Here is a 26,947-nt window from a genome sequence, read left to right on the forward strand (position 1 = left end):
TTATCCCTCCTTCTTTTCTGATACCACTACTGTGATATGGCTAGTGCGCTTGTTAATACGGCTAGCACGACCCATAGCACGTGGGCGGAAACGTTTCATTGTTACTCCTTCGTCTACAAACACTTGAGAAACCGTAAGATCGTTCGGCTCTAGTTCAAGATTGTGTTCTGCGTTAGCAATAGCAGAATTAAGCACTTTCTCAACTAATGGAGAAGCAGCTTTGTTTGTGTTGCGAAGAATGGCAATAGCTTCACCAACTTGCTTTCCCCGAATGAGATCTACGACTAAGCGTGCTTTACGAGGAGCAATACGCACGTGTTTTGCAACAGCTTTAGCTTGCATTCGTTGTACCTCCCCTCAAATTAACGTCTAGTTTTTTTATCATCTGCAGCATGCCCGCGATATGTGCGAGACGGAGCAAATTCACCAAGCTTGTGTCCGACCATGTCTTCTGTAACATAAACCGGTACGTGCTTGCGTCCATCGTATACTGCGAAAGTGTGTCCAATAAACTCTGGGAATACTGTTGAACGACGAGACCAAGTTTTAATAACTTTTTTGTCGTTCTTTTCATTCAAGTCTTCGACCTTTTTCATTAAATGATCGTCGACAAAAGGTCCTTTTTTCAAACTACGACCCATTTGTGAACCTCCCTTTTGTGATTAAGCTACGGCCCCTGCGAACCGTAGGTTAATCGCATTATTTTTTCTTCTTACGACGACGTACGATGTACTTGTCGGAGTCTTTGTTCTTCTTACGCGTTTTGAAACCAAGAGTTGGTTTGCCCCATGGTGACATTGGTGATTTACGTCCGATCGGCGCACGACCTTCACCACCACCGTGTGGGTGATCGACTGGGTTCATTACAGAACCACGAACTGTAGGACGGATACCCATCCAACGAGAGCGTCCAGCTTTACCAACGTTGATAAGTTCATGTTCAAGGTTACCAACTTGACCAATAGTAGCACGGCAAGTAGAAAGAATCATGCGAGTCTCTCCAGAACGAAGACGTACAAGTACGTACTTCCCTTCTTTACCTAGTAGCTGAGCTTCTGCACCAGCAGAACGTACTAGCTGTCCACCGCGACCTGGTTTAAGTTCGATGTTATGAATCGTTGTACCAACTGGAATGTTGATTAGTGGAAGAGCGTTTCCTACTTTAATGTCAGCTTCTGGGCCAGACATAATTTCAGTTCCTACTTTTAATCCTTTTGGAGCAAGAATGTAACGCTTTTCTCCATCAGCATAGTTGATTAGAGCGATGTTAGCAGAACGGTTTGGATCGTATTCGATTGTAGCAACGCGTCCTGGTATTCCATCTTTGTCTCGTTTAAAGTCAATAACACGGTATTTACGTTTGTGACCGCCACCTTGGTGACGAACAGTTAAGCGACCTTGGCTGTTACGTCCGCCTTTCTTGTGAAGCGGCGTAAGCAACGATTTTTCCGGCTTGTCTGTCGTGATTTCAGCAAAGTCAGATACTGACATTCCACGACGACCGTTAGTGGTCGGTTTATACTTTTTAATCGCCATTCTCATTTCCCTCCTTCACAATTGTTCTTAGCCTTCAAAGAAGTCCAATTCTTTGCTATCCGGTGTAAGCGTCACGATAGCTTTTTTACGACGTGGTGTAAATCCGCTGTGGCGGCCAACACGTTTCTTTTTACCCATATAGTTCTGAGTGTTCACTCCAGCAACTTTAACTCCGAAGATCTCTTCTAGAGCACTCTTGATTTGAGTTTTGTTAGCACGAGTATCAACTTCGAACGTATATTTTTTGTCTGCCATTACGTCTGTAGTAGCTTCAGTAATAACGGGGCGCTTGATGATGTCACGAGCGTTCATTACGCTAGCACCTCCTCTACTTTTTCCAAAGCGTCTTTTGTCATAACTAGTTTATCAGCTTTAAGGACATCAAGGATGTTGATACCAGCTGAAGTTACAACAGTAACACCAGGAATATTGCGCGCAGATAATGCGACTGCTTCGTTATAGTCACCCGTAACGATTAGCGTTTTGCTATCTGCAGAAAGATTTGAAAGAACAGTTACCATTTCTTTTGTTTTTGGAGCATCAAAAGAAAGGCTTTCTACAGCTACAAATTTTTCTTCTTGTACTTTAGAAGACAATGCAGATTTGATCGCCAAACGACGAACTTTTTTAGGTAGCTTGTAAGAATAGCTTCTTGGTGTTGGACCGAATACTACTCCACCGCCAACCCATTGTGGTGAACGGATTGAGCCCTGACGAGCACGACCTGTTCCTTTTTGACGCCATGGCTTAGCTCCACCACCGCGTACTTCTGAACGGTTTTTTACGTCATGGTTACCTTGACGTAAAGATGCTTGCTGCATGATTACCGCATCATACATAACACTTTCGTTTGGTTCGATTCCGAAGATCGCTTCAGCGAGTTCTACATCGCCTACCTGTGCTCCGGATTGGTTGAACATAGTTACTTTAGGCACTTGGATATCCTCCTTTCTTACTTAGCTTCTTGTGCTTTAGTTGCACTTTGGATAGTCACATAGCTCTTCTTAGCTCCAGGCACGTTCCCTTTTACTAGAAGTAGATTACGTTCTGTATCAACTTTAACAATTTCAAGGTTTTGAACTGTTACACGCTCTCCGCCCATACGTCCAGGTAGAAGTTTACCTTTCATTACGCGCATCGGATCGATAGGACCCATAGCACCAGGACGACGGTGGTAACGAGAACCGTGAGTCATTGGTCCGCGAGATTGGTTATGACGCTTGATAGCACCTTGGAAACCTTTCCCTTTAGACGTACCAGTTACATCAACTACGTCACCTTCGTTAAAGATATCAACTTTGACTTCCTGACCAATTTCGTAACTACCTTCAGCGTTACGAATTTCCTTCACGAAGCGCTTAGGTGTAGTGCTTGCTTTTGTAGCATGGCCTTCCTCAGGCTTGTTGTAACGAGACTTTTTCTTGTCAGCGAATCCAAGCTGGATTGCTTCGTAGCCATCAGTATCAACAGCTTTCTTTTGAAGAACAACGTTAGGTTCTGCTTCAACCACAGTTACTGGGATGATATCACCGTTGTCAGCAAAGATTTGAGTCATGCCTACTTTTCTTCCTAAGATTCCTTTGGTCATTAGTCACACCTCCTAAATGTGTTTTAAATAGTTTTATATAGCGTTCTATTAAAGTTTAATTTCAATGTCAACGCCTGACGGTAGATCTAAACGCATTAGAGAATCAACCGTTTGTGGTGTTGGCTCAATGATGTCGATTAGACGCTTGTGCGTACGCATTTCGAATTGCTCACGAGCATCTTTGTACTTGTGAACCGCACGTAGAACTGTATAAACAGCTCTTTCCGTCGGCAACGGGATTGGTCCGGATACTTTTGCACCTGAACGTTTTGCTGTTTCTACAATTTTCTCAGCAGATTGATCAAGAATACGGTGATCATATGCCTTTAAACGAATACGAATCTTTTGCTTTGCCATTATTTCCCCTCCTTTTTCGCCCATATTTTAATAGACAGTTCTCCGTGAAAATAACCCCAACACACTCGCCATGGCAAAGGGGCCGGGTGTGTCAGCAACCTTCCACTTCATCGCTGTTTATGACCAACATTCTTATTATACTAAAACCTCTGCATTTACGCAAGGCTTTTGTCTAGATAATGAATATGTCGATCGCACACTTTTAATATTATAACGGGCTACTTTAAAAATTGCAAGATGCATTACTATTTTCGCAATATTTCATATAAAAAAGCACCCGGTTAATATCCGGGTGCTTTTAAAATATCGATACTACTCGATGATTGTTGCAACAACGCCTGCGCCTACAGTACGTCCACCTTCACGGATAGAGAACTTAGTTCCGTCTTCGATTGCGATCGGAGCGATAAGTTCAACTGTCATTTCGATGTTGTCTCCAGGCATAACCATTTCAACGCCTTCTGGAAGTTGAATTGTACCAGTTACGTCAGTTGTACGGAAGTAGAACTGAGGACGGTAGTTAGCGAAGAATGGAGTATGACGTCCACCTTCTTCTTTTGAAAGAACGTAAACTTCAGCTTTGAACTTAGTGTGAGCCTTAACAGTACCAGGCTTAACTAGTACTTGTCCACGCTGAATGTCTTCACGAGCTACACCACGAAGTAGTGCGCCGATGTTGTCGCCAGCTTCTGCATAGTCAAGAAGCTTACGGAACATTTCTACACCAGTAACTGTTGTTTTCTTGCTCTCTTCTTGAAGACCAAGAATTTCAATTTCGTCACCGACTTTAACTTGTCCACGCTCAACACGTCCAGTAGCAACTGTACCACGACCAGTGATTGAGAATACGTCCTCAACTGGCATCATGAATGGCTTGTCAGTGTCACGCTCTGGAGTTGGGATGTACTCATCAACAGCGTCCATAAGTTCGAAGATTTTCGCTTCGTACTCATCGTCGCCTTCTAGAGCTTTAAGTGCAGAACCTTTGATTACTGGAACTTCGTCGCCATCGAAGTCGTACTCAGAAAGAAGGTCACGAACTTCCATTTCAACTAGTTCAAGTAGCTCTTCGTCATCAACCATGTCACACTTGTTAAGGAATACAACAAGCATAGGTACACCAACCTGACGAGAAAGAAGGATGTGCTCACGAGTCTGAGGCATTGGGCCGTCAGCTGCAGATACTACAAGGATTCCTCCGTCCATTTGTGCAGCACCAGTGATCATGTTTTTAACATAGTCAGCGTGACCTGGGCAGTCAACGTGTGCATAGTGACGGTTTTCTGTTTCGTACTCAACGTGTGCAGTTGAGATTGTGATTCCACGCTCACGCTCTTCTGGAGCACCATCGATTTGGTCGTAAGCCATAGCAGTACCGCTACCAGAACGCTTGTGAAGCACAGAAGTGATCGCAGCTGTTAGAGTAGTTTTACCATGGTCAACGTGTCCAATTGTACCAATGTTAACGTGGGGTTTCGAACGGTCGAATTTTTCTTTTGACATTAGTGTTTCCTCCTTTAATTACCAAAGAATTATCTATGCCAAGATAGGCGTATGAATATAATTCTCGCCTATCTTAGATTACAACAAAACTTGCTTTGCTACAATTATTCGCCTGTAGCTTTTTTGATGATTTCTGCAGAGATTGATTTAGGCACTTCTTCGTAGTGATCGAAGGACATTGTGTAAGTACCGCGCCCTTGAGTACGAGAACGAAGTGTAGTTGCATAACCAAACATTTCAGATAGTGGTACGAACGCGTTGATAACCTGTGCGTTTCCGCGAGCAGCCATACCTTCTACGCGTCCACGACGGCTTGTTACGTCGCCCATGATATCGCCCATGTATTCTTCTGGAACTACAACTTCAACCTTCATCATTGGCTCAAGTAGTGCAGGGTCACAATGGTCTTTAGCTTTCTTAAGAGCCATTGAAGCAGCTACTTTAAATGCCATTTCGTTTGAGTCAACGTCGTGGTAAGAACCATCGACAAGACGAGCTTTAACGTCGATTAGTGGGTAACCAGCTAGTAGCCCGTTATCCATTGCATCGCGAAGACCAGCTTCAACTGCAGGTACGTATTCACGTGGAACTACACCACCAACAATTTTGTTTTCAAACTCAAAGCCAGCGCCTTCTTCGTTAGGTTCGAATTCAACCCATACGTGTCCGTATTGTCCACGACCACCAGACTGACGTACGAATTTACCTTCAACCTTAGCACCCTTCTTAATAGACTCACGGTATGCAACCTGAGGAGCACCAACTGTTGCATCAACTTTGAACTCACGACGTAGACGGTCAACGATGATATCAAGGTGAAGCTCACCCATACCAGAGATGATCGTTTGGCCAGTCTCTTCGTTAGTTTCAGTTTTGAAAGTTGGATCTTCTTCAGCTAGCTTAGCAAGTGCTACTGCCATCTTATCTTGGTCACTCTTCGTTTTTGGTTCGATCGCAACCGAGATAACTGGATCTGGGAAGTCCATAGACTCAAGGATAACTGTATCCTTTTCGTCACATAGAGTATCACCAGTAGAAGTGTCTTTCAGACCAACTGCCGCTGCGATATCTCCTGCGTATACAGTAGAGATTTCTTCACGAGAGTTAGCGTGCATCTGAAGAATACGTCCTACACGTTCACGCTTGTCTTTTGTAGAGTTCTTAACGTAAGAACCTGAAGATAGCGTTCCTGAGTAAACACGGAAGAATGTAAGCTTACCAACGTAAGGGTCAGTCATTACTTTAAATGCAAGTGCAGAGAAAGGACCGTTATCGTCAGCAGAACGAAGTACTTCTTCTTCAGAATCTTTTAGATGTCCTTTGATTGCAGGTACATCTAATGGAGAAGGAAGATAGTCTAGAACAGCATCAAGAACTAGTTGAACACCTTTGTTCTTAAATGCAGATCCGCATAGTACAGGGTAGAATTCAACGTTACAAGTTCCTTTACGGATTGCAGCCTTGATTTCTTCCTCTGTAAGCTCTTCACCTTCAAGGTATTTCATCATTAGATCTTCTTCAAGCTCTGCTACAGCTTCGATCAACTTCGTACGGTACTCTTCAGCTTGTTCCTTGTATTCAGCAGGAATTTCGCGAGCTTCTGTACGAGAACCTAGTTCATCAAGATAGTAGAAAGCCTGCATCGAAATAAGATCGATGATACCTTCAAACTCATCCTCAGCACCGATTGGTAGCTGAACAGGGTGAGCGTTAGCTTGCAGACGTTCATTAAGTGTGCCTGTGGAATATAGGAAGTCCGCACCTAGTTTATCCATCTTATTGATGAATACGATACGTGGAACCCCGTAGTTTGTAGCTTGACGCCAAACAGTTTCTGTTTGCGGTTCAACACCTGATTGCGCATCAAGTACCGCAACTGCTCCATCTAATACACGTAAAGAACGTTCAACTTCTACCGTGAAGTCTACGTGACCAGGCGTGTCAATGATGTTAACACGGTGGTCTTTCCACTGGGCAGTGGTAGCAGCAGAAGTGATCGTGATTCCACGCTCCTGCTCCTGCTCCATCCAGTCCATCTGAGAGCCACCTTCGTGAGTCTCACCGATTTTGTGGATACGCCCTGAATAGAAAAGAATACGCTCGGTTGTTGTTGTTTTACCAGCATCGATGTGTGCCATGATACCGATATTACGTGTATCTTTTAAGGAGAATTCTCTTGCCATTAGTATTTCTCCTTCCTTTTATAAAGATAGTAGTTTTATTTAACTGGCGATTACCAGCGGTAGTGAGCAAACGCTTTGTTTGCTTCTGCCATTTTGTGCATTTCTTCACGCTTCTTAACAGAAGCACCAGTGTTATTAGCTGCATCCATGATTTCGTATGCTAGTCTTTCTACCATTGTTTTCTCACCGCGAAGACGAGAATAGTTAACAAGGTAACGAAGTCCTAGAGTTGTACGACGATCTGGACGTACCTCAACCGGTACCTGGTAGTTAGCACCACCAACACGACGAGCGCGTACTTCAAGTACTGGCATAACGTTTTTCAAAGCTTGATCGAATACTTCCATAGCTTCTGTGTTAGTACGCTCCTGGATAAGATCGAATGCTTTGTAAAGAACTTGTTGTGCCTTACCTTTTTGGCCGTCTACCATAAGACGGTTGATTAGGCGAGTTACAAGCTTGGATTTGTAAATTGGATCTGGTAATACGTCACGACGTTCTACTGGACCTTTACGTGGCATGGGAAGACCCCCTTTCTCAATTGTTGTTTAAAATTATTACTTCTTAGCTGCTTTCGGTCTCTTAGTACCGTATTTAGAACGACCTTGCATACGATCGTTAACACCTGCAGTGTCAAGTGCACCACGTACGATGTGATAACGTACACCCGGTAAGTCTTTAACACGTCCTCCACGGATAAGCACTACACTGTGCTCCTGAAGGTTGTGACCGATACCAGGGATATAAGCAGTAACTTCGATTCCGTTAGTAAGACGAACACGAGCGTATTTACGCAATGCAGAGTTCGGCTTCTTTGGAGTCATCGTACCCACACGAGTACATACACCACGTTTTTGTGGAGATGAAAGATCTGTATGAGTCTTTTTGAAGCTATTATATCCTTTGTTCAATGCAGGAGAGTCAGATTTCTTAGTCTTAGAAACGCGTCCCTTGCGAACAAGTTGGTTAATAGTTGGCATTTTGTTTTCCTCCCTTCTTAAGTGATTAGCAAGCCCACACATCCAGGTGGTTCATGTATAGATAAAAGGAAAGTTTTTGCCGGTCAGTTCATACTGAACCAGACAAAAACGGTTATGCTTTTATCGTTACTGTTGCCGCCCCTACTTCGATGCCGCATGCCTTGCCAAGTTTTTTCATTGAATCAACCCGGTGTATAGGAATGCTCTTCTCTTTAGCGAGAGCAACAACCTTAGAAGTAACCCTGCGATCAGCGTCGTCAGCAACAAATACTTCCTTCGCTTCCCCAATCTGGAGGGCCTTAAGAGTTTGTTTTGTCCCGATTATTAATTCATCTGCCTGTGATACTTTTTCATAAGACACAGATATATCCTCCAAAGCAACAGGATTATCGGGAGCACCTTGGATATAATATCACCCTGTACTCCCGATGTCAACACTTCCCCTGTTTATTCTTGATTCACTAAAGCACTTTCGTCCTGCTCAAGATGTTCTGTTGCTTCTTGCGCTTCTCCAGCAACATTGATCCTGCGGTAACGTTGCATACCAGTACCTGCCGGAACAAGCTTACCGATAATAACATTTTCCTTTAGACCAAGAAGTTCGTCACGTTTACCTTTAATCGCAGCATCAGTTAGGACACGAGTTGTTTCCTGGAATGATGCAGCAGATAAGAAGGATTCAGTCTCAAGAGATGCTTTCGTAATTCCGAGAAGTACCGGACGTCCAGTAGCTGGCAATCCGCCCTTAACAAGAACTTTTCTATTCACATCTTTGAACTGATGGATGTCAACAAGTGATCCAGGAAGTACTTCCGTATCACCTGCATCGATAACGCGGATCTTACGCATCATCTGACGAACCATTACTTCAACGTGCTTATCACCGATTTCAACACCCTGCATACGGTATACCTTCTGCACTTCTGCTAGGAGGTATTCTTGTACGCCGTCGATACCGCTGATCGTTAGGAGCTGCTTAGGATCGATTGAACCTTCTGTTAAGGCTTGACCAGCCTGAACGACATCTCCTACTGCTACTTTAAGGCGTGCACCATAAGGTACTGGGTAATTACGAGTTTCGGTTTCACCCTGTACAACGATTTCCTTCTTCTCTTTGACTTCAGCCATATCGATGACTGTTCCATCAAGTTCAGAAATAACCGCCTGACCTTTTGGATTACGGGCTTCAAATAGCTCCTGGATACGCGGAAGACCTTGAGTGATGTCATCTCCGGCAACCCCACCTGTGTGGAATGTACGCATCGTCAACTGTGTACCAGGTTCTCCGATAGATTGTGCAGCGATGATTCCAACTGCTTCTCCAACTTCTACGCGAGTACCAGTCGCAAGGTTGCGTCCATAACACTTTTTACATACGCCGTGGCGTGTGCTACATGTGAAGGCAGAACGGATATGAACATTCTCGATACCAGCTTCGACGATTGCCCCAGCAATGTCTTCCGTGATAAGAGAGTTTTTCTCCACAAGAACTTCGTTCGTTTCTGGGTGTTTCACTTTCTTGAACGCTACACGTCCAACAAGGCGATCGTATAACCCTTCGATCAATTCGTTACCGTTCTTGATCGCACTAACTTCAAGTCCACGATCTGTTCCACAGTCGTCTTCGCGAACGATAACGTCCTGCGCAACATCTACAAGTCGACGAGTCAGATAACCTGAGTCCGCTGTCTTAAGTGCTGTATCGGCAAGACCTTTACGCGCACCGTGAGTAGAAATAAAGTATTCTAGTACCGTTAGACCTTCACGGAAGCTTGACTTGATCGGTAGTTCGATGATTTGTCCAGATGGGTTAGCCATCAAACCACGCATACCAGCTAACTGTGTGAAGTTAGATGCGTTACCACGAGCTCCTGAATCACTCATCATAAAGATTGGGTTATCTGTTTCAAGAGTCTTCATCAGTTTCTCTTGGATGCGGTCTTTTGCACCACTCCAGATCGAGATAACTCGGTCATAACGCTCATCGTCAGTGATTAGACCACGACGGAACTGCTTGAGAACTTTTTCTACTTTTTCTTCAGCTTCAGAAATGATTTCTTGCTTTTCAGCAAGTACTACGACGTCAGATACACCAACTGTAATACCAGCTTTTGTTGAATATTTGAATCCAAGGTCCTTCATTCGATCTAGCATGCGAGAAGTTTCCGTTACTTTGAAACGCTTGAATACTTCAGCGATGATCTTACCGAGTATGCCTTTCTTGAACGGAGTGATGATCTCACGCTTTGCGATCTCTTCTTTCACATTTACACCATGTGGAAGGAAGTACCTTTCAGGAGTTGCTACTTCAAGGTTAGTCGTCGTTGGCTCGTTAATATACGGGAACGACTCCGGTAAGATCTCGTTGAAGATCAGCTTACCGACCGTTGTAACTAACAACTGTTTATTCTGCTCTTCAGTAAATGCAGATTTATTAAGAGAAGAAGCTGGGATTGCAACACGAGAATGAAGGTGTACATATCCATTCTGGTATGCGATCAGCGCTTCGTTTGTATCTTTAAATACAGAACCTTCTCCAATTGCTCCTTCACGTTCCATAGTAAGGTAGTAGTTACCTAGTACCATATCCTGTGATGGTGTTACAACTGGCTTACCATCCTTAGGGTTTAGAATGTTCTGTGCTGCAAGCATCAAGATACGTGCTTCAGCTTGAGCTTCTGCAGATAGTGGAACGTGAACTGCCATTTGGTCACCATCAAAGTCAGCGTTGTATGCTGTACAAACGAGCGGGTGAAGACGAATAGCACGTCCTTCTACAAGAATCGGTTCAAACGCCTGGATACCAAGACGGTGAAGAGTTGGCGCTCGGTTAAGAAGAACAGGGTGTTCTTTAATAACGTTCTCGAGTACGTCCCAAACTTCAGGATGAACCTTTTCAACTTTACGCTTAGCACTCTTAATGTTGTGAGCAAGACCTTTAGATACAAGCTCCTTCATCACGAATGGCTTGAATAGTTCAAGTGCCATTTCTTTTGGTAGACCACACTGGTACATCTTAAGGTGTGGACCTACGACGATAACGGAACGGCCTGAGTAGTCAACACGCTTACCAAGAAGGTTTTGACGGAAGCGTCCCTGCTTACCTTTCAACATGTGAGAAAGAGACTTCAATGGACGGTTACCAGGACCTGTAACAGGTCGGCCACGACGACCATTGTCGATTAGAGCGTCTACTGCTTCTTGCAACATACGTTTTTCGTTCTGAACGATGATACTCGGTGCCCCAAGATCTAAAAGTCGCTTCAAACGATTGTTACGGTTGATCACACGACGGTAAAGATCGTTAAGGTCAGACGTCGCAAAACGACCACCATCAAGCTGAACCATCGGACGAAGTTCTGGCGGGATTACCGGTAGAACATCTAGGATCATCCATGCTGGATTGTTACCAGAGCCACGGAACGCTTCAAGTACTTCTAAACGTTTGATCGCTCTTGTTCTACGCTGTCCTTGAGCCGTCTTCAATTCTTCTTTCAAAACATCTACTTCTTTATCAAGGTCGATGTCAAACAGTAATCTACGGATTGCCTCGGCACCCATTTCAGCTGAGAAAGTTTTCCCGTACTTCTCGCGATATGCACGGTATTCTTTCTCTGAAAGAAGTTGTTTTTTCTCTAGAGGCGTGTCACCTGCTTCTGTTACAACGTAAGAAGCAAAGTAAATAACCTCTTCAAGTGCGCGTGGAGACATGTCAAGAACAAGTCCCATACGACTTGGAATCCCTTTAAAGTACCAGATGTGGGAGACAGGGGCAGCAAGCTCAATGTGCCCCATTCTCTCACGACGTACTTTTGCACGTGTTACTTCAACTCCACAGCGGTCACAAACGACTCCTTTATAACGGATACGCTTGTATTTACCACAGTGACATTCCCAGTCCTTAGTAGGGCCGAAGATACGCTCACAGAAAAGTCCATCTTTCTCTGGCTTTAAGGTACGGTAGTTAATGGTTTCTGGCTTCTTCACTTCTCCTCTTGACCAGGAGCGAATTTTATCCGGTGACGCCAGACCGATTTTCATATACTCAAATTTATTGACATCTATCAAGGGGCCTACCTCCCTTTAGAATTCAGGTTTAACCCTTACTCACTCGCCTGATTTGACCCAACATTCAAGTTTAATTTCTCACTGGATTGGTCTTCTTCATCGTCTAACTCTTTCATTTCGATCTCTTGCTCATCACTAGCTAGCATTTTCACGTCCATACCTAGAGATTGCAATTCTTTGATCAGAACTTTAAACGATTCAGGAATACCAGGCTCAGGAACATTTTCACCTTTTACGATTGCTTCGTAAGTCTTAACACGTCCAACAACATCATCTGACTTAACAGTTAGAATCTCTTGTAGTGTATATGCAGCACCGTATGCTTCAAGTGCCCATACCTCCATCTCACCGAAACGCTGTCCACCGAATTGTGCTTTACCACCAAGCGGCTGCTGTGTAACGAGTGAGTATGGTCCTGTAGAACGTGCGTGAAGTTTGTCATCAACCATGTGAGCAAGTTTGATCATATACATGACACCGACAGAGATGCGGTTGTCGAATGGTTCACCTGTACGACCATCGTAAAGAACAGTTTTACCATCACGTGGCATACCTGCTTCTTCAAGCGTTTCCCACACATCTTCCTCGCGGGCTCCATCAAATACTGGAGTTGCAACATGGATGCCAAGCGCACGCGCTGCCATTCCGATGTGCATCTCTAACACCTGTCCGATGTTCATACGAGACGGAACACCAAGCGGGTTCAACATGATATCGATCGGCGTACCATCAGGTAAGTACGGCATGTCTTCTTCAGGAAGTATCCTTGAGATAACACCCTTGTTACCGTGGCGTCCCGCCATTTTATCTCCTTCATGAATCTTACGCTTCTGTACGATATATACGCGAACTAGCTGATTTACTCCCGGAGGAAGCTCATCGCCATCTTCTCGGTTAAAGATCTTCACGTCGAGCACGATTCCGTCGCCGCCATGAGGGACACGTAATGAAGTATCACGTACTTCACGAGCTTTTTCTCCGAAGATTGCGTGAAGAAGACGTTCTTCAGCCGTAAGTTCCGTAACACCCTTAGGCGTTACTTTACCAACGAGGATATCGCCGTCTTTTACTTCAGCACCCATGCGAATAATTCCTCGCTCATCAAGGTTACGCAGAGCGTCTTCCCCAACGTTAGGAATATCACGAGTGATTTCTTCAGGTCCAAGCTTCGTGTCACGAGCTTCTGACTCATACTCTTCAATATGAATTGACGTATAAACGTCATCTTTTACGAGACGTTCGCTCATAATAATAGCATCCTCGTAGTTGTAACCTTCCCATGTCATAAATCCGACAAGGACGTTACGACCGAGTGCCATTTCGCCTTTTTCCATTGAAGGACCGTCACCAAGAATTTCTCCTTTAACGACGCGGTCACCTTCGTCTACGATCGGCTTCTGGTTATAGCAAGTTCCTTGGTTGGAACGGATAAACTTCAGTAATCGATAGCGATCGAGGTCGCCTTTCACTTCCTGACCATCTACAACGGAGATACGACGAACGTGAATTTCTGCAGCAGACGCATACTCGACGATACCGTCGTGTTTACAGATGACAGCAGCACCGGAATCTTTTCCGTTAACGTGCTCCATCCCTGTTCCTACGATTGGTGATTCAGGAACCATCAAAGGTACAGCCTGACGCTGCATGTTCGCACCCATTAGTGCACGGTTGGAGTCATCGTTCTCAAGGAACGGGATACAAGCCGTTGCAGCCGAAACAACCTGCTTCGGGGATACGTCCATGTAATCGATCTTGTCACGGTTGATGATGATGTTTTCATCACGGAAACGCGCAACAATATCTTCTTCTTTAAATGATCCATCATCGTTTAGCTTAGCGTTTGCCTGTGCCACAACGTAATTATCCTGTTCATCAGCAGTAAGGTAATCAATAAACTCTGTTACCTTTCCTGTTTCAGGATCTACTCTGCGGTAAGGCGTCTCGATAAACCCAAACTTGTTAACTCGCGCGTATGAAGATAGGGAGTTAATCAGTCCGATGTTTGGACCCTCTGGTGTTTCGATCGGACACATTCTTCCGTAGTGAGAATAGTGAACGTCACGAACTTCGAATCCTGCACGCTCACGAGTTAGTCCACCCGGTCCAAGAGCAGATAAACGACGCTTGTGAGTAAGCTCAGCTAGCGGGTTTGTCTGGTCCATGAACTGAGATAGCTGTGAGCTACCAAAGAATTCTTTGATCGATGCAATTACCGGACGAATGTTGATTAGCGCCTGTGGCGTGATCACATTTGTGTCCTGGATTGACATACGCTCTCTTACTACACGTTCCATTCTGGACAAACCAATACGGAATTGGTTTTGTAGCAATTCACCTACTGAACGAAGGCGGCGGTTACCAAGATGATCGATATCATCTGTGTTACCAACCTGGTGAAGAAGGTTAAAGAAGTAATTGATAGAAGAAATGATATCTCCAGGCGTGATGTTTTTCACTCCGGAGTCAATTCCACCATTACCCATAACATTAATCACACGTTCACCTTCAGGATCGTCAGGTGCATATATCTTAATAGATTGTAATCCTATAGAATCATCTTCAATTACCCCGCCATGAGGTTCAACGTTTTTAAATCCAACGTTTGTTTCAATAGCAGGTAGAATCTTATCTAGCAGGCGGCGATCAAGAATCGCGCCTTCTTCCGCAATCACTTCGCCTGTCTCAGGGTCAACGAGCGTTTCTGCTAAACGTTGATTGAATAGACGGTTCTTAATATGAAGCTTTTTATTAATCTTGTAGCGTCCTACATTTGCTAAGTCATAACGCTTCGGATCAAAAAAGCGGGAATCAAGTAAGCTTTTTGCGTTATCGACAGTCGGTGGCTCACCAGGACGTAAGCGTTCATAGATTTCTAGAAGCGCTTTTTCTGTTCCGTCCGTGTTGTCCTTTTCCAGGGTATTGCGAAGATATTCATCTTCACCTAGGAGATCTATGATTTCTTGATCAGACCCAAACCCTAACGCTCTGAGCAATACCGTAATCGGTAGCTTTCTAGTACGGTCGATCCGTACGTAGACAATATCCTTGGCATCAGTTTCAAATTCCAGCCATGCTCCTCGGTTTGGAATGACAGTAGCTGTATATCCCTTTTTGCCGTTCTTATCAATCTTCTTGCTATAGTAGACACTTGGAGAACGCACAAGCTGAGATACGATGACTCGTTCTGCCCCATTAATAATAAAAGTACCTGTTTCAGTCATCAACGGGAAGTCACCCATGAATACTTCTTGTTCCTTAACTTCACCCGTCTCTTTATTGATTAGGCGCACTTTTACTCGTAAAGGTGCAGAGTATGTCACATCTCGCTCTTTGGTTTCTTCCACGGGATACTTTGGTTCACCCAGGCTATAGTCAACAAACTCTAGCACAAGATTACCAGTGAAATCTTCAATCGGAGAAATATCCTGGAACATTTCTCGTAAACCCTCATCAAGAAACCATTGATAAGAAGCCGTTTGAATCTCAATTAGATTTGGTAAATCTAATACTTCTTTGATTCGCGCGTAGCTTCTTCTTTGGCGGTGGCGTCCATACTGAACTAGTTGGCCTGTCAAATGATTCACCCCTCAAATCCAGCGTATTTATTTTTTTTGCCCCTCGATTTCCTCTATAAAAAGAAAACTATCGTTGGACAAAAAAGAAAAAGGGCACAAATTAGTTTTTCCCCTTATCTATAAGCGATTATATTAGTTTTCCCAGTCTCAAGTATAATATACTTCGCGTCTTTTCGACACAAAAAAGGCCTGGAAAATCCATCATTGGCATTATAATATATTAGCACAGCCTGTCTACGAAGTCAAAGGATAATCTAATATTTTACTTGACTGCTTTAAGAATATAGTATCCTTTCTTTTTGACAACCGTTTCGACCGTTTGGAACATTTCTTCAAGCTTTGCAATAGCGGACGGCGCACCCTGTTTTTTCTGGATCACGACCCAAAGGGCTCCGTTTTCCTTCAATACATCATGGGCTTCTTCAAAAATACCATGCACGACTTGCTTGCCTGCTCGAATAGGCGGGTTTGTAATAACGCACGCAAATGTTCGGTCTTTTACAGAACTTAGCTGATCACTTGTCATCACGGAAAGGTTTGACACGTTGTTACGAGCTGCATTCGACATCGCTAAATCGACTGCACGCTCATTAATGTCCAACATGTAAAATCGGCGTTCAGGAAACTGAGATGCGAGTGAGATTCCAATCGGTCCATACCCACAACCAACATCAGCAACGTCTCCTTCTACTTCCGGATCTACAAATGATTCAATAAGAAGTTTACTGCCAAAATCAACTTCCTTCTTCGAGAAAACTCCGGAATCCGTCGTGAATTGAAACTTAGACCCTCGCAAAACTTCCGTGATTTGGTTGGGTTGACTTTTCACTTCAGGCTTCCTCGTATAGTAATGCTCTCCCATCGCAATCCCTCTTTTCATTGCCATCATCTACAAGCATATCCAGCTTTAAACCATTCATAACCTACAATTACTTTTAAACTACAAAAAGCTCGCTTTTAAAAGCGAGCTTTTTGTTTCAAACCAATTACTTAACTTCGATTGCAGCGCCAACTTCTTCAAGCTTAGATTTCATTTCGTCAGCTTCTTCTTTTGATACGCCTTCTTTAATCGGGCTTGGAGCACCGTCAACTAGTTCTTTAGCTTCTTTCAAGCCAAGACCAGTGATTTCGCGAACGACTTTGATGACTTTGATCTTGCTGCTTCCAGCAGATTCAAGTACTACGTCAAATTCAGTCTTCTCTTCTGCAGCACCTTCAGCTGCGCCACCTGCTGCTGCTACTGGAGCCGCTGCAGTTACACCAAATTCTTCTTCGATAGCTTTAACTAGGTCGTTAAGCTCAAGAACTGTCATTTCTTTGATTGCTTCAATGATTTGCTCGTTACTCATGAGTAAATCCTCCTTAATAGTTGTTTTTTATTAACCGAATTGATAGGCCGTAAACTTACGCGCCTTGATCTTCTTTTTGATCGGCAACAGCTTTTGTAGCCAATGCCATGTTGCGCATAGGTGCTTGTAGCACAGATAGCAACATAGAAAGTAGTCCGTCGCGGTTCGGTAGATCCGCAAGTTCCTTGATCTTTTCGTATGAAACAACGCTACCTTCGATTACACCAGTCTTGATTTCAAGAGCTTGATGATCTTTAGCAAAGTTGTTCAAGATTTTAGCAGGAGCAACAACATCTTGATTACTGAACGCGACTGCCGTAGGTCCGACAAGGTGTTCATTTAAATCAGTAAGTTCAAGCTCTTCTGCAGCGCGACGAGTCATTGTGTTTTTGTAAACACGGAATTCAACATCTGCATCACGCAATTGTTTACGAAGTTCAGTTACTTCACTTACATCAAGTCCACGGTAGTCAACAAAAATTGTTGATTGGCTATCGCGAAGTTTGTCTGCAATTTCCGTAACTAGCTTCTTTTTTTGTTCAACTGCACTGCTCATTGTTCCACCTCCTATAGAAATGTGTCTATACCGTTCCGGAGTATGAGGTCATATAAAAAGCCTTCACATCCGAAGACATGAAGGCATTAACGATCACTTGTATCGAAACACTTCACACCTCGGCAGGATATTAAGTGCCTAGCACCCCTGCTGTCTACGGTACAGAAAGTATTAACTTATCAAACAACATTTTAAAGTATATAAAATATAAACGCTAAAGTCAATAGCTAATTTTATTAGCGGTAGCTAGAAGCGTTAACTTTTACACCAGGTCCCATTGTAGATGTTACAGAAACGTTCTTGATGTAAGTTCCTTTTGCAGCTGCAGGTTTAACCTTGATAAGCGTTTCAACTAGAGTGTTCAAGTTTTCAACTAGCTTATCAGCTTCGAAAGATACTTTACCGATTGGTGCGTGAACATTTCCAGCACGATCTACGCGGTACTCTACTTTACCAGCTTTGATTTCGTTAACAGCTTTCTCAACGTCGAATGTTACTGTTCCAGTTTTCGGGTTTGGCATTAAACCTTTTGGTCCTAGTACACGACCAAGCTTACCAACTTCGCCCATCATGTCTGGAGTCGCAACGATTACATCAAACTCGAACCAACCTTGGTTGATTTTGTTGATGAACTCAGCATCTCCAACATAGTCAGCGCCTGCTGCTTCAGCTTCTTTAGCTTTTTCGCCTTTCGCGAATACAAGAACGCGTTGAGTTTTACCAGTTCCGTTAGGAAGTACTACCGCGCCACGAACCTGTTGGTCGTTTTTCTTAGGGTCTACTCCTAGACGTACTGCTGCTTCAACTGTTCCATCAAAGTTTCCAATAGAAGTCTTTTGAACGAGTTCTACTGCTTCTTGAGGCTCGTAGAAAGTTGTACGATCAACTAGCTTCGCAGCCTCTTGGTATCTTTTACCTCTTTTTGCCATTTTGTGTTCCTCCTTGAATGTGGTTTAGCGGATTAACCTCCCACTATTTATGACACCAGGATTACCCGATATCATAATAAAAGTTGCGAACCTGTAAAGTTACAGGCAGGAATCCCTTTTAATCGCAACAGCTTGTGACACATTAGTCTTCGATCGTAATTCCCATGCTGCGTGCAGTTCCTTCAACCATACGCATTGCGGAATCAACATTAGCTGCGTTAAGATCTGGCATCTTTGTTTCAGCGATCTCACGCACTTTATCACGCTTTACAGTCGCAACTTTGTTGCGGTTAGGTTCACCAGAACCTGACTCGATACCTGCTGCTTTCTTAAGAAGAACTGCAGCTGGTGGAGTTTTTGTGATAAATGTAAATGAACGGTCTTCAAAAACCGTGATTTCAACTGGAATAATCATGCCAGCCTGGTCAGAAGTACGAGCATTGAACTCTTTACAGAATCCCATGATGTTAACTCCAGCCTGACCTAGTGCAGGTCCAACTGGCGGTGCGGGATTCGCCTTCCCAGCCGGGATTTGCAACTTAACAACTTTAATTACCTTTTTAGCCACGCGACACACCTCCTTAAGTCCGTGATGTGGTATTTGGGTGTTTTCACCCTCCCACCTTTATATCAAATAATGTCTCGATTGGTATGAGACTCATGAAACATTAAAATTCTATCATTAATAAAAATGTTTTTCAAGAGCTTTTCTTTTAGATCTTCTCAACTTGTCCAAAATCAAGCTCTACAGGAGTCTCACGACCAAACATGTTAACGTGTACTTTCACCTTGCCTTTGTCTGTGTCGATGCCTTCGATCGAACCGACAAAGTCAGCGAAAGGACCTTCTTTAACCTTAACTTTTTCCTGTAGTTCGAAATCAACATCCGCTTTCGGCTGTTCCATCCCCATCTGCTTCAGAAGATTTTCAACTTCTTCAGGAAGAAGTGCTGTTGGCTTTGAACCTGCACCTGCTGATCCTACGAAGCCAGTTACCCCAGGGGTGTTACGAACTACATACCATGAGTCGTCTGTCATAACCATTTCAGCTATAACATAACCAGGGAATACTTTCTTTAGAACGGTTTTCTTCTTACCGTTCTTAACTTCAGTTTCTTCCTCTACTGGTACAAGAACACGAAAGATTTTATCTGTCATGCCCATTGATTCAACTCTTTTTTCAAGGTTTGTCTTTACTTTGTTTTCATACCCAGAATACGTATGAACAACATACCATCTTTTTTCCATATATACAGGACTAGTCGTCCTTCCCTCCCCAACTCATTTACTCTATCATTCTAACCTGATAGTGAAAGATTTATAACGAATTAACCTAAAATGAGGCGGATAAGTGAAGAAATACCCTGGTCAACCAAAGCAAAAAATACCGCTACGAAAATAACTGTTGAAACCGTTACGATCGTATAGCGTGTTAGATCCTTGCGCGTAGGCCAACTCACTCGCTTCATTTCTCTTGTCACTTCACGTAAGAACTTACCAGAACGTTGTACAATACTTGCCATTACCTGCTACCCCCAATTGTCTGGTGGAAATAAACTCCCCCGAGAATCATTATAATTGTTCGTCCGATATTCGAACGCCCTTTACTTTGTTTCACGATGCACTGAATGCGCATCACAGTATTTACAATACTTGTTCACTTCGATGCGGGCTGGGTTTGCTTGAGAGTTTTTCATAGTTGTGTAGTTACGGCTATTGCATTGGACACATGCTAGTGCTACTTTTTTACGCATAATGACACCTTCCTAAGCCACGCAGTTTGAAGTTTGATAAGCCGATCATACCGAAATTGATGGTATGACATTAGCTTCACCTTTTATTTTATATAAATCCATACATTTATACAGCATAAAAAAGACAAAAATAAAAAAACGTTCAGTGACGCTGTGACGTTCGTTGAAAAATCTAGCAAAAAGTACATATTCGTACATCTATCAATTTATCACAGCACGATTCAGAGTGTCAATAAAGGCTGGAAGGACACTACCAAAGAAAAAACAGGGGAAAGAATTCCCCTGCTTGAGGCTTGTCCATATTAAAGGCTTACTTCACGCAGTTCCAAATAGCGTTCGAGCTTACGTTTCACACGTTGAAGCGCGTTATCAATGGACTTGACATGACGATTTAAATCCACAGAAATCTCCTGATAAGAACGTCCATCAAGATAAAGCATCAACACTTTTCTTTCTAAATCGCTCAAAATTTCTGACATTTTAAGTTCTATGTCATCAAATTCTTCTTGATTAATGATGAGTTCCTCAGGATCTGTGACCTTCGTGCCGCAAATGACATCTAGCAACGTCCGATCAGATTCTTCATCGTAGATTGGTTTGTCTAACGATACATAAGAATTTAGCGGAATGTGCTTTTGTCTCGTTGCAGTTTTGATCGCTGTAATCATCTGCCGGGTGATGCACAGTTCGGCAAACGCTTTAAAAGATGAGAACTTGTCTCCTCTAAAATCACGAATAGCTTTGTAGAGACCGATCATTCCTTCTTGAATGATGTCTTCGCGGTCTGCTCCAATAAGAAAATATGACCTCGCTTTAGCGCGTACGAAATTTTTATACTTCGTAATCAGATGTTCCAACGCTCGACTATGACCTTCATGAACCATCACTACTAGCAATTCATCATCAAGTTGATCGAACGCTACTTCTTCCAGGTGTCTTTGGCCTGCTGTCAGCTGCTCATTATCTACCGTGCTTTCCTTGAGGTCTACTGTGCTCAATATGCGTTCCCCCCGACCAGTACGCTATATAGAAATATTATACAGGACATGTCGAAAAATCGTCAACCTACTATTTACCGCCTCTTCGCCATTTTTCAAATATTTCGCTAACTTCATCTGTTAAAAACAAACCTGAGCTGCGATTTTCTCTATTAACAAGATCTACTCTTTTTTCAATACCTTTTTCGATTCGCTGCATTTCATTGTATAGCTCCCGAGCTGACTTCCTCAATGCACCCTGGCCAAATATGGCCCATTGCTCAGTATAATCAGAGGTAGCCACATGAACTTGTGTACGAATATCTTTAAGCTCGCGCGCAAGCTTCTCAATCCGTTCATCTGCAGTCTCGTTTTCTCTCGTATAGATGACTTCTACACCATACAAACTATCTTTCTTCTCCACACCACGGGAGAGGTGAGCGTCAAATACGACGATCACCCTAAACCCTGTGTATGCTTGATATTCAGCCATATATTCGATCAATAACTCACGGGCTTTGCTAAAATCATTGTCCTTTAAGTTCCTGAGTTCAGGCCAGGCGCCGATAATGTTGTAGCCATCAACAAGCAGCACATCCATGATTATTCTCCCAGGGGATGACGTTGTCGATAAATTTCATACATCATTAATCCAGCCGCTACTGAAGCATTAAGTGATGTTACTTTACCGGCCATTGGAAGGCTTACGAGAAAGTCACATTTATCTTTGATAAGGCGACCTATCCCTTTGCCTTCACTACCAATAACAAGTCCAATCCCCATGTCGTATGACGCTTCTCGGTAATCTTGTCCACCTTTAGCATCTGTTCCTACGAACCAGATTCCTCTATCCTTTAGTTCATCCATCGTACGAGCAAGATTCGTCACTCTCGCTACTGGCACATATTCGAGCGCCCCGGTTGATGACTTTGCAACTGTCGATGTGAGTCCAACAGCTCTCCGCTTAGGTATAATTACACCATGAGCCCCAACTGAATCAGCCGTTCTCAAAATGGATCCAAGGTTGTGAGGATCTTCGATTTCATCAAGAATTAGGAACAAAGGCTGCTCACCAGATTCCTCCGCCTTCTGAAAGAGATCTTCAAGATCTGCATATTCGTATGCAGCAATCGAAGCCACTACGCCTTGATGATTTGATTCTCCTGAGAGTTGCTCTAACTTCTTCTTTGGCACAAATTGAACAAGAACATTTTGCGCCTTTGCCTTTTGTACAATAGGTTGAAGCGGCCCTTTTTGCGATCCTTCATTAATCCAGATTTTATTAATTTCATGACCTGACTTCAGTGCTTCTAACACTGCATTTCGGCCTACGATAAACTCTTTACCCATCAGATTTCACTTCTTTCTTCGGTTCTTCCACAAATTTATAAAATTTCTCAAGCAACTCATGCTGTCGTTCTGCATTCCCCTGTAAGTACAAGTATCCAAACAACGCTTCTAGAGCTGTGGAATATTTGTACGTGCTCACTGACGTGTTTTTAGGAACGGTTCCTGACTTCGCATTTCTTCCTCTGCGCACGACCCCTATTTCTTCTTCTGTGAGAGCATCCTTGTCCAAAAGATCGTGAAGATACGCCGCCTGTGCTTTAGCTGATACATATTTCGTTGCTGTTTTATGAAGCTGGTTGGGTCTTATATGACCCAGTGATAAAAGCCGTTCTCTAACGTGGATTTCGATCACTGAGTCTCCCATATAAGCCAAAGCTAATGAATTTAGCTGTTTTACGTCTAGTTCTTTCATTACTCGCTCCTCTTCCAACGAACGCCCTGTGGTGTATCTTCTAAAAGAATTCCCTGCTCCTTCAATTCATCGCGAATCTCATCCGCTCTTGCAAAGTTGCGTTGCTTTCTAGCTTCATTTCGTTCTTCGATCAATTGATCGATGTCCTCATCAAGGAGGCCCTGTTCTTGTTCAAACGAAAGACCAAGTACAGATCCAATGTCCTTAAATCGCTCTAAGAACATCTCTAGTACATCTTTTGATGAATTTGATTCTTGCAAATAAAGATTTGCTTCCTTCGATAGTTCAAATAAAATGGAGATCGCGTTTGCTGTGTTAAAATCATCGTCCATCTCTGTAACGAAACGGTCATGATACGTTTTGATTTTTCGCTTCCATTCATCCGCATCTTTTGCAAGATCCGCACTATTTTCAAGTCGATGTGTTAAATTCTCTACAGTATCCTTGATACGCACCAAACCAGTCTTCGCACTTTGAAGAAGCTCGTGATTGAAGTTGATTGGATTACGATAATGAACAGATAACATAAAGAATCGGATAGCCTCTGGATCATGCTGTTTGATCAGATCATGCACGAGCACAAAGTTACCGAGTGACTTAGACATTTTTTCGTTATTAATATTGATATACCCGTTATGCAGCCAATAATTCGCAAAAGACTTTCCTGTTAGTGCTTCTGTTTGTGCCACTTCGTTCTCATGGTGTGGAAAAGCGAGGTCTTTACCACCTGCATGAATATCGATCGTGTCACCAAGGTATTTCTTTGCCATCGCAGAGCATTCGATGTGCCAGCCTGGTCGACCTGCTCCCCATGGGCTTTCCCACGAAATCTCTCCTTCTTTAGCCTGCTTCCATAGCGTAAAGTCTAACGGATCTTCTTTCTTCTCACCTACGACAATTCGCGAGCCCAGTTTGAGTTCGTCGATCGATTGATGAGAAAGCTTACCATATCCCTCAAATTCTCTCGTTCTAAAATAGACATCACCTTCAGATTCATATGCGAACCCTTTCTCGATCAAAGCGGAGATAAAGGTGATGATTTCCTCCATGTTTTCCGTTACTCTAGGATGCTCATCTGCTTTGAGTACTCCTAGTGCGCCAACGTCCTCATGATAGGCATCGATGAAACGTTCAGCGACTTCCGGAACTTCTACTCCTAGCTCATTTGCAGCACGGATCAACTTATCGTCTACATCTGTAAAGTTAGAAACATATCGCACATCGTATCCTCTATATTCTAGATAGCGACGAACAACATCGAATACGATCGCTGGGCGCGCATTTCCGATATGGATATAGTTGTATACGGTAGGACCACACACATACATCATTACCTTACCTTCTTCTATTGGCTGAAAGTCTTCCTTCTTTTGTGTCACAGTGTTATATAGTCTAATCGCCATCTTTTTCACTCCTTAGCTTCTCTAATTGTTCATGTAACGAACGCATTTCCTTTTCCATCTGCTTAAATTTATCTGCGACTGGGTCAGGCATATTATGATGCTCAAGATCATGAGGCACTTTGACGCCATTTTGAATCACAACTTTTCCTGGAATACCGACGACCGTTGAATTTGCAGGAACATTCTGCAACACGACGGACCCCGCTCCTACCTTCGAATTCTCTCCAATCGTAATCGAACCTAGAACTTTTGCTCCAGTAGCGACAAGCGTATTATCCTCTAATGTAGGGTGCCGTTTCCCTTTTTCTTTACCTGTTCCTCCAAGAGTGACTCCTTGGAACAGTGTTACGTTATTCCCAATCTCACAGGTTTCCCCGATAACCACACCCATTCCATGGTCGATAAAACAACGTTGCCCGATCGTTGCACCGGGGTGAATTTCGATCCCAGTGAAAAAGCGACTGATTTGAGAAACGAATCGTGCTAAGAAGAAGAACTTTTTCTTCCAAAACCAATGAGCGAACCTATGTGACCAGATCGCATGAAGTCCTGCGTAGGTCAAAATCACCTCAAAGTAACTTCTTGCAGCCGGATCTTGATCAAAGACGACATCTATATCCTGTTTCATTGTCTTCCACACTGAATTCATCCCTCCCCTTTTTCATCAAAAACAGCTTATTAAAAAAAGCGTCTCTGTGTGATTATATCGATCACACAGAGACGCTTTCGCGTGGTTCCACTCTGTTTTATATCTCCTATAAGGAAATACCTTTCACCATTAACGGCGGTTACCGCTCCTACATACTTTTCTGACAGAAGTTCTGTAGAAGACTCAGAGGTGCATTTCAGTGAAGACAATCTTAAGCCGCTTTCAGCCGAGACAGCTCTCTCTAATAAGATGCGATTCACTTACTTCTCCTCATCATCGTTTTGTATTTTATTCTTAGGATTGACTTAATCCGATAACCTGATTCAAACGCGCCTTTACTGTTTCCCTACCTAACAGGGAAATCGCATTCGGCAGCTCAGGTCCGTGAGTTTCGCCAGTAGTAGCAACTCGAATCGGCATAAATAGTTTCTTGCCTTTATGACCCGTAGCTTTTTGCGTTGCTTTAATTGCAGCTTTGATTTCAGCTGGCTCAAAATTAGCTACTTCTTCAAGCTGATGAAGAAAACCTTCCATCACTTCAGGCACTTGTTCTTCGTTCAGTACGGCCATTGCTTCTTCATTATAATTAATTTCTTGCTTAAAGAACAACTCTGTAAGCTCGACAATTTCTTTTCCATAATGAAGCTGCTCTTGATAAAGAGAAATAAGCTCTTTCGCCCACTGGTGCTGCTCATCTGTCATATCTTCCGACAAACGACCCGCTTCAATAAGATGTGGAAGTGTAAGGTCCACAACTCGATCAAGGCTAGCAGCTTTAATATACTGGTTATTCATCCAGTACAGTTTTTGTGAATCAAATACTGCTGGAGACGTTGATAAGCGCTCCGCATCAAAGATTTCGATCAACTCATCCTTCGTAAATACTTCTTCTTCGCCTTTCGGTGACCAACCGAGCAACGTAATAAAGTTAAACAGCGCTTCTGGTAGGAAGCCAAGGTCGTGGTATTGCTCAATGTATTGAACGATGGACTTATCGCGTTTACTTAACTTCTTCTTCTGATCATTTACGATCAGAGTCATGTGACCAAATTTAGGTGGTTCAAACCCGAACGCATCGTAAATCATCAGCTGTTTCGGTGTGTTTGAGATATGATCATCTCCGCGCAGTACGTGAGAGATCTTCATATAATGATCATCTAGCGCTACAGCATAGTTGTAAGTTGGAATCCCATTCTTTTTCACAATAACAAAGTCACCGATGCCATTGGAATCGAACGAAACGCGTTCTTTTACAATATCGTCGAATGAAAATTCTCTGTCGCGAGGTACTGCGAAGCGAACACTTGGCTCGCGGCCTTCCGCTTCTAGCGCTTCACGCTTTTCTTCAGTTAGATGGCGACATTTACCAGAGTAGCGAGGCATCTCTCCTCGTGCACGCTGCGCTTCCCGCTCAGCCTCTAACTCGTCTTCCGTACAGTAACACTTGTAAGCAAGGTCTTTTTCAAGAAGTTCAGCCGTATGTTTTGTATAAATATCAAGACGTTCCATCTGACGATAAGGGCCATACTCTCCTTCTTTGTCGATGCTTTCATCCCAATCCATACCTAGCCATTTTAAGTAATCGAGTTGATTCTGTTCGCCACCCTCAACGTTACGAGTTTGATCAGTGTCCTCGATTCGAATAATGAATTTACCGTTCTGACTTCTTGCGAACAGATAGTTAAATAATGCAGTACGAGCATTCCCTATATGTAGATACCCCGTTGGACTCGGCGCATAACGCACCCTAACTTCGTTTCCCATTTTATACACCAC

The 26,947-nt window shown here is 43.3% G+C and carries 29 protein-coding genes and 2 other annotated features; all 29 genes read right to left on the reverse strand.

Annotated features, from left to right (window positions below; genetic code table 11):
- The gene (gene rplV, locus ACXAEY_RS21145) at positions 1-342 is read right to left on the reverse strand and encodes a 50S ribosomal protein L22 (protein ID WP_270182791.1); all 342 of its coding nucleotides are present in this window, start codon (positions 340-342) and stop codon (positions 1-3) included.
- Positions 343-362: 20 nt separating this feature from the next.
- The gene (gene rpsS / locus ACXAEY_RS21150; RefSeq protein ID WP_224885224.1) at positions 363-641 is read right to left on the reverse strand and encodes a 30S ribosomal protein S19; all 279 of its coding nucleotides are present in this window, start codon (positions 639-641) and stop codon (positions 363-365) included.
- 58 nt (positions 642-699) lie between these two features.
- The gene (rplB, locus tag ACXAEY_RS21155) at positions 700-1,536 is read right to left on the reverse strand and encodes a 50S ribosomal protein L2 (RefSeq protein WP_270182790.1); all 837 of its coding nucleotides are present in this window, start codon (positions 1,534-1,536) and stop codon (positions 700-702) included.
- A 27-nt stretch (positions 1,537-1,563) separates the two neighbouring features.
- On the reverse strand, positions 1,564-1,848 hold the full coding sequence (gene rplW / locus ACXAEY_RS21160) for a 50S ribosomal protein L23 (RefSeq protein ID WP_224885228.1): 285 nt from the start codon (positions 1,846-1,848) through the stop codon (positions 1,564-1,566).
- On the reverse strand, positions 1,848-2,471 hold the full coding sequence (gene rplD, locus ACXAEY_RS21165) for a 50S ribosomal protein L4 (RefSeq protein ID WP_474814654.1): 624 nt from the start codon (positions 2,469-2,471) through the stop codon (positions 1,848-1,850). Before rplD ends, rplW begins: the two co-directional genes overlap by 1 nt.
- Positions 2,472-2,488: 17 nt before the next feature.
- Entirely contained in the window at positions 2,489-3,124 is a 636-nt protein-coding gene (gene rplC, locus ACXAEY_RS21170; protein ID WP_270182788.1) for a 50S ribosomal protein L3, read from the reverse strand.
- 48 nt (positions 3,125-3,172) lie between these two features.
- Positions 3,173-3,481: a 30S ribosomal protein S10 gene (gene rpsJ / locus ACXAEY_RS21175; RefSeq protein WP_224885234.1), complete on the reverse strand. Its 309-nt coding sequence runs from the start codon at positions 3,479-3,481 to the stop codon at positions 3,173-3,175.
- 312 nt (positions 3,482-3,793) lie between these two features.
- The gene (gene tuf / locus ACXAEY_RS21180) at positions 3,794-4,984 is read right to left on the reverse strand and encodes an elongation factor Tu (protein WP_270182787.1); all 1,191 of its coding nucleotides are present in this window, start codon (positions 4,982-4,984) and stop codon (positions 3,794-3,796) included.
- Between the two features lie 104 nt (positions 4,985-5,088).
- Positions 5,089-7,167, reverse strand: a complete 2,079-nt coding sequence (fusA, locus tag ACXAEY_RS21185; protein WP_270182786.1) for an elongation factor G — start codon at positions 7,165-7,167, stop codon at positions 5,089-5,091.
- Between the two features lie 50 nt (positions 7,168-7,217).
- Positions 7,218-7,688: a 30S ribosomal protein S7 gene (gene rpsG / locus ACXAEY_RS21190; RefSeq protein WP_270182785.1), complete on the reverse strand. Its 471-nt coding sequence runs from the start codon at positions 7,686-7,688 to the stop codon at positions 7,218-7,220.
- A 36-nt stretch (positions 7,689-7,724) separates the two neighbouring features.
- Complete coding sequence (gene rpsL / locus ACXAEY_RS21195) at positions 7,725-8,147, reverse strand: 30S ribosomal protein S12 (protein ID WP_270182784.1); 423 nt, start codon at positions 8,145-8,147, stop codon at positions 7,725-7,727.
- A 112-nt stretch (positions 8,148-8,259) separates the two neighbouring features.
- The gene (locus ACXAEY_RS21200; RefSeq protein WP_270182783.1) at positions 8,260-8,508 is read right to left on the reverse strand and encodes a 50S ribosomal protein L7ae-like protein; all 249 of its coding nucleotides are present in this window, start codon (positions 8,506-8,508) and stop codon (positions 8,260-8,262) included.
- Positions 8,509-8,594: 86 nt separating this feature from the next.
- On the reverse strand, positions 8,595-12,215 hold the full coding sequence (gene rpoC, locus ACXAEY_RS21205) for a DNA-directed RNA polymerase subunit beta' (RefSeq protein ID WP_270182782.1): 3,621 nt from the start codon (positions 12,213-12,215) through the stop codon (positions 8,595-8,597).
- 35 nt (positions 12,216-12,250) lie between these two features.
- On the reverse strand, positions 12,251-15,793 hold the full coding sequence (gene rpoB, locus ACXAEY_RS21210) for a DNA-directed RNA polymerase subunit beta (RefSeq protein ID WP_270182781.1): 3,543 nt from the start codon (positions 15,791-15,793) through the stop codon (positions 12,251-12,253).
- Positions 15,794-16,055: 262 nt separating this feature from the next.
- Positions 16,056-16,655 carry a class I SAM-dependent methyltransferase gene (locus ACXAEY_RS21215; protein WP_270182820.1) on the reverse strand — a complete coding sequence of 200 codons (600 nt, stop codon included), beginning with the start codon at positions 16,653-16,655 and terminating at the stop codon, positions 16,056-16,058.
- 124 nt (positions 16,656-16,779) lie between these two features.
- Entirely contained in the window at positions 16,780-17,142 is a 363-nt protein-coding gene (gene rplL, locus ACXAEY_RS21220; protein WP_270182780.1) for a 50S ribosomal protein L7/L12, read from the reverse strand.
- Between the two features lie 55 nt (positions 17,143-17,197).
- Positions 17,198-17,698: a 50S ribosomal protein L10 gene (gene rplJ, locus ACXAEY_RS21225; protein ID WP_270182779.1), complete on the reverse strand. Its 501-nt coding sequence runs from the start codon at positions 17,696-17,698 to the stop codon at positions 17,198-17,200.
- Positions 17,699-17,742: 44 nt separating this feature from the next.
- Positions 17,743-17,876, reverse strand: a sequence feature (ribosomal protein L10 leader region).
- A gap of 58 nt (positions 17,877-17,934) precedes the next feature.
- Positions 17,935-18,627: a 50S ribosomal protein L1 gene (gene rplA / locus ACXAEY_RS21230; RefSeq protein WP_270182778.1), complete on the reverse strand. Its 693-nt coding sequence runs from the start codon at positions 18,625-18,627 to the stop codon at positions 17,935-17,937.
- Between the two features lie 142 nt (positions 18,628-18,769).
- Positions 18,770-19,195, reverse strand: coding sequence for a 50S ribosomal protein L11 (rplK, locus tag ACXAEY_RS21235; RefSeq protein ID WP_048313309.1), 426 nt, complete (start codon positions 19,193-19,195; stop codon positions 18,770-18,772).
- A 145-nt stretch (positions 19,196-19,340) separates the two neighbouring features.
- Complete coding sequence (nusG, locus tag ACXAEY_RS21240) at positions 19,341-19,874, reverse strand: transcription termination/antitermination protein NusG (protein WP_270182777.1); 534 nt, start codon at positions 19,872-19,874, stop codon at positions 19,341-19,343.
- 80 nt (positions 19,875-19,954) lie between these two features.
- On the reverse strand, positions 19,955-20,149 hold the full coding sequence (gene secE, locus ACXAEY_RS21245; RefSeq protein ID WP_270182776.1) for a preprotein translocase subunit SecE: 195 nt from the start codon (positions 20,147-20,149) through the stop codon (positions 19,955-19,957).
- Positions 20,150-20,230: 81 nt separating this feature from the next.
- Positions 20,231-20,380, reverse strand: coding sequence for a 50S ribosomal protein L33 (gene rpmG / locus ACXAEY_RS21250; RefSeq protein ID WP_270182775.1), 150 nt, complete (start codon positions 20,378-20,380; stop codon positions 20,231-20,233).
- 302 nt (positions 20,381-20,682) lie between these two features.
- A complete protein-coding gene (gene sigH, locus ACXAEY_RS21255; RefSeq protein ID WP_263623095.1) occupies positions 20,683-21,333 on the reverse strand; it encodes an RNA polymerase sporulation sigma factor SigH in 651 nt (216 codons plus the stop codon).
- Between the two features lie 115 nt (positions 21,334-21,448).
- Positions 21,449-21,958: an NYN domain-containing protein gene (locus ACXAEY_RS21260; protein WP_474814661.1), complete on the reverse strand. Its 510-nt coding sequence runs from the start codon at positions 21,956-21,958 to the stop codon at positions 21,449-21,451.
- Between the two features lie 2 nt (positions 21,959-21,960).
- Positions 21,961-22,707, reverse strand: a complete 747-nt coding sequence (rlmB, locus tag ACXAEY_RS21265) for a 23S rRNA (guanosine(2251)-2'-O)-methyltransferase RlmB (protein WP_474814663.1) — start codon at positions 22,705-22,707, stop codon at positions 21,961-21,963.
- Complete coding sequence (locus tag ACXAEY_RS21270) at positions 22,700-23,119, reverse strand: Mini-ribonuclease 3 (protein ID WP_270182772.1); 420 nt, start codon at positions 23,117-23,119, stop codon at positions 22,700-22,702. Before ACXAEY_RS21270 ends, rlmB begins: the two co-directional genes overlap by 8 nt.
- Positions 23,119-24,522: a cysteine--tRNA ligase gene (gene cysS / locus ACXAEY_RS21275; RefSeq protein WP_270182771.1), complete on the reverse strand. Its 1,404-nt coding sequence runs from the start codon at positions 24,520-24,522 to the stop codon at positions 23,119-23,121. Before cysS ends, ACXAEY_RS21270 begins: the two co-directional genes overlap by 1 nt.
- Complete coding sequence (gene cysE / locus ACXAEY_RS21280) at positions 24,512-25,162, reverse strand: serine O-acetyltransferase (protein ID WP_474814666.1); 651 nt, start codon at positions 25,160-25,162, stop codon at positions 24,512-24,514. The genes cysS and cysE overlap by 11 nt, the downstream gene beginning before the upstream one ends.
- A gap of 73 nt (positions 25,163-25,235) precedes the next feature.
- Positions 25,236-25,457 (reverse strand) — a binding site (T-box leader).
- A gap of 8 nt (positions 25,458-25,465) precedes the next feature.
- Entirely contained in the window at positions 25,466-26,935 is a 1,470-nt protein-coding gene (gene gltX / locus ACXAEY_RS21285; RefSeq protein ID WP_474814668.1) for a glutamate--tRNA ligase, read from the reverse strand.
- Between the last annotated feature and the right edge of the window lie 12 nt (positions 26,936-26,947).

This window comes from Anaerobacillus sp. ABA4_114, assembly GCF_056159065.1.